The organism is Janthinobacterium sp. BCJ23 (assembly GCF_059617945.1).
Genome location: NZ_JCAQAW010000002.1, coordinates 559,067 through 573,010 on the forward strand (window position 1 = coordinate 559,067; position 13,944 = coordinate 573,010).

The 13,944-nt window shown below is 63.3% G+C and carries 10 protein-coding genes; 5 read left to right on the forward strand and 5 right to left on the reverse strand.

What is annotated here, in order from left to right:
* Positions 1-72 precede the first annotated feature (72 nt).
* A complete protein-coding gene (aroC, locus tag AC54AG_RS08650) occupies positions 73-1,167 on the reverse strand; it encodes a chorismate synthase (RefSeq protein ID WP_046682932.1) in 1,095 nt (364 codons plus the stop codon).
* A gap of 418 nt (positions 1,168-1,585) precedes the next feature.
* Between aroC and AC54AG_RS08655 the strand changes: the two genes are divergently transcribed.
* Positions 1,586-3,847 (forward strand): putative bifunctional diguanylate cyclase/phosphodiesterase, encoded by a 2,262-nt coding sequence (locus tag AC54AG_RS08655; RefSeq protein ID WP_070302729.1) that lies wholly within the window; start codon positions 1,586-1,588, stop codon positions 3,845-3,847.
* 67 nt (positions 3,848-3,914) lie between these two features.
* Here AC54AG_RS08655 and AC54AG_RS08660 read toward each other — a convergent pair whose 3' ends face one another.
* On the reverse strand, positions 3,915-4,361 hold the full coding sequence (locus tag AC54AG_RS08660) for a CBS domain-containing protein (protein ID WP_010398828.1): 447 nt from the start codon (positions 4,359-4,361) through the stop codon (positions 3,915-3,917).
* A 128-nt stretch (positions 4,362-4,489) separates the two neighbouring features.
* Positions 4,490-5,113, reverse strand: a complete 624-nt coding sequence (locus AC54AG_RS08665; RefSeq protein WP_072453371.1) for a 2OG-Fe(II) oxygenase — start codon at positions 5,111-5,113, stop codon at positions 4,490-4,492.
* Positions 5,114-5,398: 285 nt separating this feature from the next.
* Here AC54AG_RS08665 and AC54AG_RS08670 point away from each other — a divergent pair, with 285 nt between their 5' ends.
* The 4 genes from AC54AG_RS08670 to AC54AG_RS08685 are packed head-to-tail and all read left to right on the forward strand — an operon-like array spanning position 5,399 to position 10,966.
* Positions 5,399-6,709 (forward strand): O-acetylhomoserine aminocarboxypropyltransferase, encoded by a 1,311-nt coding sequence (locus AC54AG_RS08670; RefSeq protein ID WP_456130718.1) that lies wholly within the window; start codon positions 5,399-5,401, stop codon positions 6,707-6,709.
* 1 nt (position 6,710) lies between these two features.
* Complete coding sequence (locus AC54AG_RS08675; RefSeq protein ID WP_496630042.1) at positions 6,711-7,523, forward strand: alpha/beta fold hydrolase; 813 nt, start codon at positions 6,711-6,713, stop codon at positions 7,521-7,523.
* 24 nt (positions 7,524-7,547) lie between these two features.
* On the forward strand, positions 7,548-8,939 hold the full coding sequence (locus AC54AG_RS08680; protein WP_496630043.1) for a PoNe immunity protein domain-containing protein: 1,392 nt from the start codon (positions 7,548-7,550) through the stop codon (positions 8,937-8,939).
* 26 nt (positions 8,940-8,965) lie between these two features.
* The gene (locus AC54AG_RS08685) at positions 8,966-10,966 is read left to right on the forward strand and encodes a WG repeat-containing protein (RefSeq protein WP_496630044.1); all 2,001 of its coding nucleotides are present in this window, start codon (positions 8,966-8,968) and stop codon (positions 10,964-10,966) included.
* A gap of 21 nt (positions 10,967-10,987) precedes the next feature.
* On the opposite strand, the gene AC54AG_RS08690 is transcribed toward AC54AG_RS08685, so the two are convergent.
* Together AC54AG_RS08690 and AC54AG_RS08695 are read right to left on the reverse strand one after the other, a co-directional pair.
* Entirely contained in the window at positions 10,988-12,385 is a 1,398-nt protein-coding gene (locus tag AC54AG_RS08690) for an esterase-like activity of phytase family protein (protein ID WP_496630045.1), read from the reverse strand.
* Between the two features lie 122 nt (positions 12,386-12,507).
* Positions 12,508-13,884 (reverse strand): YihY family inner membrane protein, encoded by a 1,377-nt coding sequence (locus AC54AG_RS08695; RefSeq protein ID WP_496630046.1) that lies wholly within the window; start codon positions 13,882-13,884, stop codon positions 12,508-12,510.
* Positions 13,885-13,944 lie beyond the last annotated feature (60 nt).

Below are 13,944 nucleotides of genomic sequence, written 5' to 3' on the forward strand. Positions count from 1 at the left end.
GACAACAATGTTGTCGGATTACGCGCAAGCGCTAATCCGACCTACGTCTGCTCTTACGCCGCGAGCTAAAATTTACTTCAACTTCGGCGTACTCACCGACACATCGCCGCATTGCGCGCGGTGCATCAGGGCGTGGTCGATCAGCACCAGCGCCAGCATGGCTTCGGCGATCGGCGTGGCGCGGATGCCCACGCACGGGTCGTGGCGGCCGAACGTTTCCACCATCACGGGATTGCCTTCTTTATCGATAGAGCGGCGCGGCGTGCGGATCGACGACGTCGGCTTGATGGCGATCGAGACGCTGATATCTTGCCCCGTCGAAATGCCGCCCAGTACGCCGCCCGCGTTATTGCCGATAAAGCCTTCCGGCGTCAGTTCGTCGCCATGCTCTGAACCCTTCTGTGCCACCGAATCGAAACCGGCGCCGATTTCCACACCTTTCACCGCATTGATACCCATCATGGCATAGGCGATGTCCGCATCGAGCTTGTCGTAGATGGGCTGACCCAGGCCGACCGGTACGTTTTGCGCGATCACGTCGATGCGCGCGCCGATGGAATCGCCATCGCGGCGCAACTGGTCCATCGCTTCTTCCATGCGCGCGATCAGGTCCGCGTCGCCGCTGGCGGCAAAGAACGGATTCGCATGCACGTGTTCCCACGACTGGAATGGCACGGGAATGTCGCCCAGCTGGCTCATGCAACCCTTGAACGTGGTGCCGTATTGCTGCAGCAGCCATTTCTTGGCAATCGCCGCCGCACCCACCACGGGCGCCGTCAGGCGCGCCGACGAGCGCCCGCCGCCGCGTGGATCGCGCACGCCGTACTTGTGCCAGTAGGTGTAGTCGGCGTGGCCGGGGCGGAAACTTTCCGCGATATTGCCGTAATCCTTGCTGCGCTGGTCTTCATTGCGGATCAGCAGCGCGATGGGCGTACCCGTCGTCACGCCCTGGTACACGCCGGAGAGGATCTCGACCGTATCGGATTCCTGGCGCTGCGTCACGTGGCGCGACGTGCCCGGCTTGCGGCGGTCCAGCTCGGGCTGGATATCGGCTTCCGACAGGATCAATCCCGGCGGACAGCCATCGATCACGCAGCCGATGGCCGGACCATGCGATTCGCCGAAAGTGGTAACAGTAAACAGCTTGCCAAAAGAATTGCCGGACATAGTAGGAAGTGTGAGGACTGGAAAACTCAATTCTACCAGCCTGCGGGGCATGCCATGCCGCTAATGCCACACCGAGGCCCGATATTCCCCCGCCCAAATCGCCATTTTTTAATCCCGTGTATTTTTTCACACAAAAACACCAAATATGAGTTGCAATAATGCAAAACAAGAAATATTGCTCCACAGAATAGATTTAAAAAAACATTTTGCTTATTAAATAGCTATATACTTGGATCAAAGCGCGCCACACAATACTGGTTATCAAACCGATTTGGATTGCGCCGAGAGCACGTCACAAATGCCCAGGGCTAGGCGCGTTGCCGAAGACAGTACGCAAGTACGGCGAGACAACTCAACAACGCCATGGGCTTTTGCGACGCGCTCGTATAAACATCGAGTCATCCTGGAGAAGCTATACATGCCCGCACCGATCATCCCCCTTGACGCCAACAAGGACGATCACGACGACCTGGTATTCCTCGATGAGCAACCGGCTGCGCCCCTGACGGCCGCACCGCGCAGCGTCTGGCGGGTGATGATCATCGACGACGATGAAGACGTCCACTCCACCACCACTTTCGCCCTCGGCAACCTGGAAATGCAGCACCGCCCGCTGGAATTCGTGCATGCGTATTCAGCCGGCCAGGCGCGCGAACTGCTCAGGCACGAAGACGACATCGCCGTCATCCTGCTCGACGTGGTGATGGAACAGGATGACGCGGGCCTGCACCTGGTGCGCTACATCCGCGAAACCCTGAAAATGACGGACGTGCGCATCATCCTGCGCACGGGCCAGCCAGGCTATGCGCCGGAAATCGACGCCATCCGCGATTTCGACATCAACGATTACAAGACCAAGTCCGAACTGACGCGCATCAAGCTGTTTACGACGGTGACGGCGGCCATCCGCTCATACGAGCAGATCCGTTCGATCAACAGCAGCCGGCGCGGCCTGGACCGTATCGTCCACGCCAGCACGCAGCTGATGGCGCTGCACGGCGTGCAGAATTTCTCGGCCGGCGTGCTGGCGCAGATCGCCGACCTGCTGGGCATCCGCGCCGACGGCGTGCTATGCGTGCAGGACTTGCAGGACAATGGCAGCAAGGAGCTGCTCGTCTCGGCCTGCACGGGCAGCTTTTCCAGCCTGCCGCACAGCGCCCTGTGCGGCTTGCAAAACCCCCGCGTCATGGCCGCCATCGAGCACACGCTGGCGCAGCGGCGCAATGTGTATGCGCACGACTACGCCACCCTGTACTTCGCGGGCAAGGCCAGCCGCGATGCGGCCGCCTACCTAGTGCTGCCACGCCCTCTTTCCGCCATCGATGAAAGCCTGCTGGAAGTCTTCTGCAGCAACGTTGCCGTGGGCCTGGACAACGTCGAGCTGGTGTCGCACCTGCACAATGCCGCCTTCTACGACCAGTTGTCGAAGCTGCCCAACCGCACGCGCCTGGTGGAAATCCTCGACGCCACCTTGTCCGGCCCCGCGCGCGACGACGCCACCTTGTCGCTGGTCGACCTCGACCACTTTGCCGAGACCAACGACGCGCTGGGACACCAGTTCGGCGACACCCTGCTGATCGCCGTGGCGGGCCGGTTGCAAACCCAGCTGGGCCCCCAGCTGACGGTGGCGCGCCTGGGCGGCGACATCTTTTGCGTGCTGGGCGACTCGTCGCAAGTCAACCCGAACAATATCCTGGCCCTGTTCCAGCCGCCGTTCTGCATCGATGGGCAAGACGTGCAGCTGTCGGCCACCCTGGGCCTCGTGCGGCTCGGTGAACATACGGGCACGGGCGCCGATGCGCTCAAGGATGCCGATATCGCCCTGAAGCGGGCAAAAAGCCAGCAGCGCGCCGGCCACTTCTATTTCTCGCGCAGCATGGGCATCGAAATCCGCGAACGGGTGCGCATGATGCACGCGCTGCGCACGGCTTTCAGCCAGGACCAGCTGTTTGTCGTCTACCAGCCGCAGATCGACCTGACGACGCGCCGCCCCGTGGGCGCGGAAGCGCTGCTGCGCTGGCAGACGCCGGACGGCAAGTTCATCTCGCCCGACCGCTTCATCCCGATCGCCGAGTATTCGGGCATCATCATCGACCTCGGCGAATGGGTGCTGCGCACGGCCTGCCGCGAACTGGTGCTGCTGCGCGAGCAGGGCCACCGCAACTTCGTCATGTCCGTCAACGTGTCGCAAGTGCAGTTCCGCCACCCGCTGTTCCTGGAAATGCTGCGCGCGGCACTCGAAGAGACGCAGGCGCCGCCCGAATTCATCGAGCTGGAAATCACGGAATCGATGGCCATGGAAGAGCCGGACCTGCTGATCAAGATGCTGTGGCAGATCAAGCAGACGGGCGTGAGCATCGCCATCGACGACTTCGGCACGGGCTTTTCGTCGCTGTCCTATTTGCAGCGCCTGCAGGTCGACCGCTTGAAAATCGACCGTGCGTTTGTGACGGAAATCACCGGTTCCGCGCGCGGCAGCAGCATCGCCGAGATGGTCATCCAGCTGGGCCGCAACCTGGGCCTGGCAGTGATCGCGGAAGGCGTGGAAGACGAGCGGCAAGCGCAAATCTTACAGGCGCTGGGCTGCCCCATGGCACAAGGTTTCCTGTTCGCCCGCCCCATGACGGCCACGGCGCTGGGTACCTGGCTGAACAATGAGGCGCTGCAGGGTGCGGCGTAGGCGCCACCCTGGATAGCCAATGTAAAACGCCGGCAGTTGCCGGCGTCGTTTTTACAGCATGCTGATATCAGTCCGTCGTTTCGGCAGGCCAGTCGCGGATATACGCTTTGAGCATCTGGTTTTCAAAGCTTTGCGCTTCGAGCACGGCGCGCGCCACGTCGTAGAAGGAGATGACGCCCAGCAGGGTCTTGGCGTTCATGACGGGCAGGTAGCGCGCATGTTTTTCCAGCATGATGCGGCGCACTTCGTTCACTTCCGTGTCGGGGGTGACGGTGATCGGGTGGTCATCCATGTGCTTGCGCACGGTGCCGCCGCCGATCTGGCCCGCGTTTTCATGCAGCGCGTTCAACACTTCGCGGAAGGTCAGCATGCCGACCAGGTCGCCAAATTCCATGACCACCAGCGAACCGATGTCTTTTTCAGCCATGGTATTGGCCGCGTCAAGCAGGGGCTGGTCAGGCGTGACCGTGTAGAGAATATTGCCCTTGACTTGGAGAATTTCAGATACTTTCATATTGGCCGTCCTGTCCGCGTGATTGGTATTTTAGTTATTCTAGCCCTTACTGCGACTGTAGCCTATGCCTGCGGAAAAATCCAGCCTTGCGCGCAATCAAATCGAGGGGGATTGCGCGCCACCTTCCATCACGCGCGGCGGCGGAACCACCCTGCGATGGAGAGGCGCTGGCGAGCCGTCGGCAGCACTTCGTGCAGCATCTCGCCCGACATGAACATGGCCATGCGGCCCGCTTGCGGCAGGATGTCCACCACGGGCGCGCCTTGCGGATGCAGACGCAGCGCGCCGCCGTGCTCGGGCAGCCAGTCGTCGTTCAGGTACAGCACGACGGACACGGTGCGCTTGTCGTCGTCGCGGAAACGGTCAAGATGGGCCCGGTAAAAGGCGCCCGGCGCGTACAGCGCGAAATGGCTTTCGTATTCTTCCAGCCCCAGGAACAGCTCGCGGTTGAGCATGCAGCGCAGCGTTTCCATGTGTGCCAGGTAGCGGTCGCACGCCTCGGAACGGCCTATTTCCAGCCATTCGATATGGTCGCCGCGGATATCGGGCTGCAGCAGCGGCGCATGACCGCTGCCCACGCCGGCACCTTTCATCTTGCCGCTGAGCATGGATTGCACGCATTCGGCGGCCAGCTGGCGGCTCAGTTCAGGGGAGATAAAATGCTCTTGCATGAGCCAGCCTGCCTGGCACAGGCCGTCGACGATAGAGAGTCCGGGAACGGCAAGGGAGCCGTCGAACGATATTGCGGGCATAAAATCTTTCCTGGTGGACTTGCGATGAGAGTTCGCCTGAAGCCCAGGAATTCGCTGGCACGTAGCCGCCTTCCCTGCGGCGCGGCGCACGCGCACAGGTCAAACAGCCCGAATATCACTGATCCGGTATCCTACCACCGCCCTGCCTTGCTGGTCACTTTTTTTACACTTCAGGTTACACGCCCTGCCCGCCAGCACGGCGCCATGCGCCCTGCACAGGAGCCCTTTTGCTCCGCTGCAAATCAGGTTACGATCTTGCCACTATAAAAACTTGGCGGAGACACCATGAGCGGCCCGAAATACCCCGGTTTCGATACTTTATCCCTGCATGCGGGCGCCGCGCCCGATCCGGCCACGGGCGCACGCGCCACGCCCATCCATTTCACGTCCTCGTTTGCCTTCAAGAGTTCGGAACATGCGGCTTCGCTATTCAATATGGAGCGGGCCGGCCACGTCTATTCGCGCATCTCGAATCCCACGAACGCCGTGCTGGAAGAGCGCATCGCCGCACTGGAAGGGGGCGTGGCCGGCATCGCCACGGCCAGCGGCCAAGCCGCCATGCACCTGGGCTTGTCCACCATCGCCGGCGCCGGTTCGCACATCGTTGCCTCGCGCGCCCTGTACGGCGGCTCGCACAACCTGCTGGCCTACACACTGAAACGCTTCGGCATCGAGACGACCTTTGTCGACCCGCGCGACGTGGACTCTTGGCGCGCCGCCATCCGCCCGAATACCAAGATACTGTTCGCGGAAACCCTGGGCAATCCAGGTCTCGACGTGCTGGACATCCCCCGGATTGCCGCCCTCGCGCACGAACACCACTTGCCACTGATGCTCGATTCGACGTTTACCACGCCGTATCTGCTGCGCCCTTTCGAACATGGCGCCGACCTGGTGTTCCACTCGGCCACCAAATTCCTGTGCGGGCACGGCACGGCCATCGGCGGCTTGCTCGTCGATGGCGGCACCTTTGACTGGCAAACGGCGTACGACAAGACGGGCCGTTTCGCCGAACTGTGCGAACCGTATGAAGGCTTCCACGGCATGGTCTTCGCCGAGGAATCGACGGTGGCACCGTTCGCCCTGCGCGCGCGGCGCGAAGGCTTGCGCGATTTCGGCGCCGTCATGAGCCCGCACAATGCCTTCGCCATCCTGCAAGGCGTCGAAACCCTGGGCCTGCGCATGGACCGCCACGTGGCCAACACGCGCAAAATCATCGACTTCCTGCTGGCCAATCCGGCCGTGGAATCCGTGTCCTATCCTGAACTGCCGTCACACCCCGATTACGAGCTGGCGAAAACCCTGCTGCCGAAAGGCGCGGGCGGCGTGTTCACGTTCCGCCTGCGCGGGGACCGCGCGGCGGGCCAGCGCTTTGTCGACAGCCTCAAGATTTTCTCGCACCTGGCCAATGTGGGCGACGCCAAGTCGCTCGTCATCCATCCCGCCTCCACCACGCACTTCCGCGTGCCCGACGACCAGCTGGCGCAGGCGGGCATCACGCAGGGCACCATGCGCTTGTCCGTGGGACTGGAAGACGCGGACGATTTGATCGAAGACCTGGCCCGTGGCCTGAAACTGTCGCAGAAAGGCGCCTGAGATGCTGTTCACCATCGACAATACCGTCGCCTACTGCTACACGGGTGGCAAGGCTTTTAACCCACACCAGCCCACGGCCGCCTTCATCCACGGCGCGCAGAACGATCACTCCGTGTGGGCGCTGCAAACGCGCTATTTTGCCCACCATGGCTGGAACGTGCTGGCCGTCGACTTGCCGGGCCACGGGCGCAGCCTGGGCGCGGCGAAAAGCAGCGTTGAAGAGCTGGCGCGCTGGATCCTGGCCGTGCTGGACGCTGCCGGCGCGGCCAAGGCCATGCTGATCGGCCACAGCATGGGTTCACTGATCGCGCTGGAAGCGGCGCACCTGGCGCCCGATCGGGTCAGCCACCTGGCCATGCTGGGCTCCACCTATCCGATGAAGGTCTCGCCGGCGCTGCTGGAAACGTCATTGAACGACGAACAGGCGGCCATCGACATGGTCAATATCTGGTCGCACTCGTCAATCGCGCAAAAGCCGTCGTTCCCCGGCCCCGGCTTCTATGCCATGGGCGGCGCGCGGCGCCTGAAACAGCGCATCGCCGCCCTCAACCCCGATCACGTGTTTCACACGGATTTTTATGCCTGCAATGCCTATGCGAACGGCGAAATCGCCGCCGCTTCGGTACACTGCCCCACTTTATTCATTTTCGGCGCGCGCGACATGATGACGCCGCCCAAGTCGACCCGGTTGCTGACCACGTCAATAGCGCATGGCACGGTGGTGCAGGTCGACAGCGGACACGAATTGATGGCCGAGCAGCCGGACGCCGTGCTCGACGCGCTATTTGCGTTTACGCAAACGGCAGCGGCATGAACGCTTTTTTTAGGATAGATGCACATGTTGTTGAATACCCTGTTCGATGAATTGACTGGCCGCGGCAGCGGCACGGAAGCGGCGCGGCACGAACGCTACAACTGGCTGGAACAGCTGCGCTGCGCCAACCCGCAAGCGGACGAAAACGGCCCCATGGCGGGCATCCCCGGCCACCACTGGTACCGGCTGCCGCAGGCGCTGGCCGTGGCAGGCCAGCAAACGGACCTCCTGGTCGGCACCCTGAACGCGCAATACCTGGTCTTCGCGGGCCGCCACGCGGCGGCATTCGCGGCCGAACTGGGACTGCAATACGACGCCAACAACCGCATCGACCGCCCCGGTGGCATCGATGAACTGCTCGACGCCTATGAAGAACAGGCCGACGGCAGCTGGACCACCTTGCCGAATGAACCGCCAGCGCCACCGCTGGCCGGCTGGGACGATGTGTACTTCCGCGTGCGCGACCTCAGTGACGGCAAGGCCATCCAGAGCGTAACCACCATCGCCTACGAAAGCAGCCGCTTTCCCGGCTACACCCTGCTGGGCACGACCTTGGTGGGCGCGGGCGCAATTGCGCACGACGACGAGACGGCGCAATATCTGCAGCAAGTGTTCGCCGACTGGGCCATCCAGCGCGCTTGCGCCGACGCCTGCCCGGTTTCGTCCACGCCCTGGCCTTGCACGCCGCGCCAAACGCCGCCCGCACCGTTCGATTTTGCCCGTAACCTCGCCTACCTCGACGCCTTGCTGGCCGCCTACGCACGCGCACAGGTGCAGGCGGAAAACGACGGCGGCGACGCCGCCTACTGGGCATGCGCGGCCGCCAGCACGGCTTACCAGGTATTCTCGCTGCGCTACACGGCTGGCTTGCCCTTGCCGGAAGTGGAGCCAGCGCTGGAAGCGGCCGTCGTCGCCTGCGAAACGGCGCGCGCGGCCCTGGCTGCGGCCTACGATGACGATACCTTGCCCGCCTTCGACTTCGAACAGTTGACCGATTACGCGCGCACCCTGCAGCTGCTGGGCGCTACCCTGCTGTTCGGCCGCCGCGACCTGGCCATGTGCCTGGCCGCCCTGCAAACGGCCTTCGATGGCGAAGACGGCGTGTACGAAGCGCTGCTGTCGGCTGTCGACCCGCAGCGTCCCGCCGTCGACGAATGGTATTTCGCCGAGCCGTATACCGCCCTGTACGACTGCCTGGACGCAGAAGACCCGGCGCAACAGCTCGAGCACTTGCGCCACTACCTGGCCAGCTGGCACGGTGCGCTGGTCCACGAGGACTGGTTCAACGGCCATTTGCGCGCGCAGGGACTGGGCGGCTACTACGGCCTGTGGGCCTTCGAGGCAGCCGCCGCGGCCAAGCAGCTGGGCCTAGAGCGCGGCGCACTGGCGCACTGGCTCATGCCGCCGTCGCCCTGATCCCCCAACATTTTTAACGAAGAGACATGATCAATACCGCAGCCCTGTTCAGCACCTCCTTTTTACCCGGCCAGGCCGGCTTCGATACCGACGCAATCACGGGCCTGGCCGAGTGGCGGCTGGACGTACCTACGCTGTTCAAGCTGCTCGTCGGCGCCGGCACGCAAGCTGTCGCCTGGCCCATCTACGGCGATGGCGAAGACTGCTCCTGCGTACTGGCCGCGCCGATGGCGCAGGCGCAGGCCAGCTGGCACGCCTTATCCGCCCTGATGGACAGGCCGCGCGACGCGGCCGCCATCGTCGCGCGCGGCGCCATCAGCGCCCTGCTGGCGGGCGGCCAGCCGTGGCTGATCCTCGATGGCGTGCAGCTGATCGCGCACGATATCGGCACGCCGGACTACGCGGCCGGGCTCGACGCCCTGCGCGCCGAGGCGCAAGCCTTGCACTCTGCCCTGCTGCGCGGCGACCGGGACGCGCTGGCGCCGTTGCTGACCATCGGCGCCGCGTCGCCGGCCACCGGCTACTGGTCGGCCACGGCCAGCGCGCAGCTGGCCGATGTCGAGGAACTGGGCGCGGACGAACTGCCGTTCCTGCAAGGCCTGGAAGTGGTGGGCTGGGAAGAAGACGCGCTGTGCTATGAAGTGAGCACCGCTGGCGAACCGGACGTCACCGGCCTGGTCACGCCGTATGGCCGCTGGATCGTGCCGCTGTCGCAGCGCTATGTGGACCTGGGTGTTTACTATGCGGACGATGGCTGGATCACCTTTGCCACGGCGGACGCGCCCGACGCGCACGGCGTCATGGACTTGAATGGCACGCTGGTGCTGCCGCCCGCCCCCGGTGCCCTGTACGTGATCGGCCCCCACCTGCTGCAGAGAATCGATCCGGACGGCGCCAGCCGCCTGCTGCGCCTGCCCGACGGCGCGCTGCTCATCGACAGGGTGGATAACATATGCCTGCGCGAAGATGGCTTGATCGACATCAAGCGCCAGACAGACCAGGCTGACGATGACAACAAACGCAATGTGTATGGCGTGGTCGACAAGATGGGCAAGGTCGTGGTGCCGCCAGCCTACAGCTCCGTGCAGGATTTCGGCACGAAGAAAAAGATCGCCATCGTCAGCCAGCGCATCGACGGGCGCTTCCTGTTTGGCCTGGCGAATAACCAGGGCGAACTGCTGGCGCCGTGCCAGTACGAAGCCATCGATTGCGCCACCACCTCGTCGCCACCGAAGCTGCGCAAGAACCGGATCTTCGCCATCGATGCGCAAGGCCTCGCCTGCATGCTGACCCTCGATGGAAAACCGGCTTTCACGCCGCTGTACCCACCGGCCCACCATCTGCGCGGCGTAGCCGTGCAAAGCGACTTTTTATATGTGGTGAAAGATGGCATGGCCTGGAGCATGGATTTCACGGGCCAGCTGCTGGAACAGTTCGACACCGTGGAGAACTTCAAGGCCAACATCACGGCGCAGCTCAGCGAAGCCATGGGACTGGGCAAAAAGAAACCGGCCAAGCGCCGCAGCTTCACGCCCGCGCAAATCCTGGCCAAGGCCGACCGCGGGCAATTGCGCAGCATGGCCGCCCTGCTCTTACAAGGCGATGCGGACCTGGCCGCGCGCTGCGTGGACATCACGCTGGAAGCGCTAGCGGAGGACGACCCGGAAGAGGAATACGAAGGCGACTCGCCCGAAGCGGCCTGCTTTTTCCTGCTGTGGTCCACGGCCGCCGATACGCTGGGCCACGGCACCACCCTGGACTGGAAATCGGTCGAACAGATCGCCCTCATCGGCCAGCATATCGGCCTGCCCGCGCTGCGGGACTTCCGCTGGGCGGATCAGCAAGACGGCGACGCCATGGCCGAGGGACTGGCCGCCATTGCCGCCCACCTGGCGCCGCACCAGCTTCGCCTGGTGAACATGCAGGACGGTGAGGATACGTATTATCTGGGCGTGGTGCGGGCGCAGGATGCGGAAGCGTTCAAGGCAGTGGCGCTGCAGGCGGCCTTGCGGCCGGTCCTGCTATGAGGGATTGCCGGCCCGTCGTCTTTATTTGGCGGAACGATCAAATATCGCCTTGTCAAAACGCAGGGTAATGACTTCGGTGTCGTCCGGTTTGCCTGGCTTGCGGCCGTCTTCACCCGGGTAGTTCGTGTCGATTGCCACGACCAGCGTCTGGGCATCAAGTACTTCCACGCTCTCCACCGAGTCGAAAGGCATGCTGAACTTACCCACGGGCATATTGCTCGCCTGCCCGCCTATGCCTTTGGGGTCGGAGATGTTCAGCAAGTCCACCAACAGCGTTTTCTTGAGCGCGCCGTCAGCGTCTTTTTCTTTCAGGTCCACCAGGTACAGGCGCTTGATCACGGCCTTGGCGCCCCAGAAGCCATCGCGTTCGATCAGCACGAACTTGCTGCCGCCAACATTGGTCATGTCGCCGATCACGACGCCATTGTCCTTGGCCGCGCCATCCTTGCGGTACACGAGGTTCTTGCCCGTGTAGCGCATGGTGCCAGGGTCGAACTCGAAGATGTTCAGGTAGCGCTCATCGGCTGCGACGGGCCGCAGCGACGGGTCGCTTGGCGCCGCTTCCGGCACCGCGTAGAGCAGGCTGCGGTCGGCGTTGTAGGCCAGGCTTTCGAAGCCGCGGCTGCCTGACAAGGTGATGCTGGCGCCCTTGCCCAGCACTTCCGGATTGGCCGGGCTGCGCAGGAAAGGATGGGGAACCGGGTCGCCCATCAGCGTGCCGTTTTTGTCGAAGTGCAGGATATAGGGGCCGAATTCCTCGCCCACGAAGTAAGTACCGTCGATAGCGCGCGCGAACGACTCGATGTCGAAATCAAAACCGGTCAGCAAGCGGCCAGCGCGAATGCGCGCATCCACGGCGATACCGCTGTCGGCAAAGACCAGGCCACCGGTGGTGTTGCTGGGGTAGTTGACGTAGTCGGCCGTGATTTTCTGGTCAACGCCCTTGCCATCGTTTAAGAAACCCTTGGCGTCGTTGAAGGCCAGGAAGCTGTTGAGCTTGATGCTGCCAGGCGTCTTGCTGGCGTCAGCGGCCGTGCGGAAGTTGATGCTGGCGTTATACAGGCCGAGCACGAAATCGGCCGAATTGCCCTTGGCGCCATAGCCATTGTCGGCCATGGCAGTCCAGCTGCCGTCGTCATTCCTGAGCAGCGCGGAAAAGCCGGGAATCGGCACGCCACTGGCAAACGGCGGGGTGACGCCCAGCACTGCGGCTGTGAACTGTCCCGTAACCGGCCCTGGCCAGCGCGCCGTGTCAGGCAACGCTGCCCAGCCGGCAAGCTGGTGCGGCAGGCCTTCCCCGTCCTTGGGCGCAGCCTCAGGAGCGGCAGAGGAACTGCCGCCGCAGGCAGCGAGCACGCCGCTGACCACCACGATGGCCAGGCCGCGGCACACATTCAAACCGCTCAAATGACAACGCATATTTGCTTCCTCAACAAGATGAATGAAGAGGAAAGCTTACCGGCCTTCGGTGACCAGTTTATGACATGCTCGCCCTATCGTGCGGGGCATAGGCCGGCAAGGAAGCACGCGGCCGGGGCCCGTCACGCGCAGCGCACCTCCCCAAAATGCTGCGCCAGACTCAAGCCCAAGCCCTGCTCCACGGCGTTTTCCACCTGCGCCGCCAGCGCGGCCGCTTCTTCGGCCGCCTTGATGTCGCGTTCATTCGTGGAACCGGCCGGATAGCCGGAGTTCACGCGCATGCCGCCGAAGACGAATAAACGATAGACATCGGCCAGGCTGATGCGGTTGACGTTGCCCAGCAAGACCCAATGGTCGGAACTGTCGGCCACGCGCTTGCCCCACTGCACGCGCACGGCGCCATCCACGTTGACTCGTCCCACCCAGCCCTGCTGCACCATCTTGTCGAGCAGGGTTTCCATTTCTTCGAAACCCAGGCGCGTGCTGCGGCGGATCTCGGCCGCGCCCACCAGGGCCGAATCGGCGCAGTGGCAAGCCTGGTGCAGCACTTTCAGGATGGCGACGGCGTCGACGAACTCGCTGCCCGGCGCCGCTTCGTACCACCAGCGTTCATATTTTACGACGGGCAAGGCGGCCACCAGCAAGGCGCCCACCAGGGTAATCATCCAGCTCAGGTATATCCACACGAGGAACAGCGGCAAGGCGGCCAGCGCGCCGTAGATGCGCGAATACGTGGGGAATTCCTGGATGAATTCGCCGAAGCCGCGCTTGGCCACCTCGAACGCCAGCGCGGCCAGCAAGCCGCCCCAGGCCGCGTCGCGCCAGTCCACGTCGCGGTTCGGCACGGCGATGTACAGCAGGGTAAACGCCAGCATGGTCAGGCCGATCGACACCAGCGTATAAAACACGGCGCCGATGAAAGGCACGGCGCCCACCACGCCGCTGGTGGCCATGAAGAGGCGCGAGGTCACCGTCAGCGACACGCCCACCAGCAGCGGCCCCAGGGTGACGATGGCCCAGTAAACCAGTAGACGTTTGGTCCAGCGGCGCTCCTGGCGCACGCGCCAGATCCGGTTGAAGACGCGCTCGATCAAGCCCATCATGCCCACCGACGTGACGATCAGGGCGCCCGCGCCGATGGCCGACAGGCGCGTGGCCTTCGAGGCGAACGTGGTCAGATAATCGAGGATGGTGTTCGATATCCCCTTGGGCATCACGCTTTGCACGAAATAATCTTCCAGCGCGTGGCGGAAGGTATTAAACAGGGGGAAGGTGGTGAAGATCGCCAGGGCCAGTGTGAGCAGCGGCACCAGCGCGAACACGGTGGCGAACGTCAGGCTGCCGGCCACTTGCGGCAGGCTTTCCTCGCGCACGCGGCGGCGCGCGAACTGCAGCAGGTCGCGCGTTTCGGACCACGTCAGGCCGCGCACAATGTCGGCACCGACGTGCAGGGTGCGCCACAGGTATTGAAAGAACGGGAATATATATTTTGAAAACATGTGCAAAATCAGAACGGCGCCATGACAGCAGTCGTATCAGGCTGTAAAGCGCCCTATAAT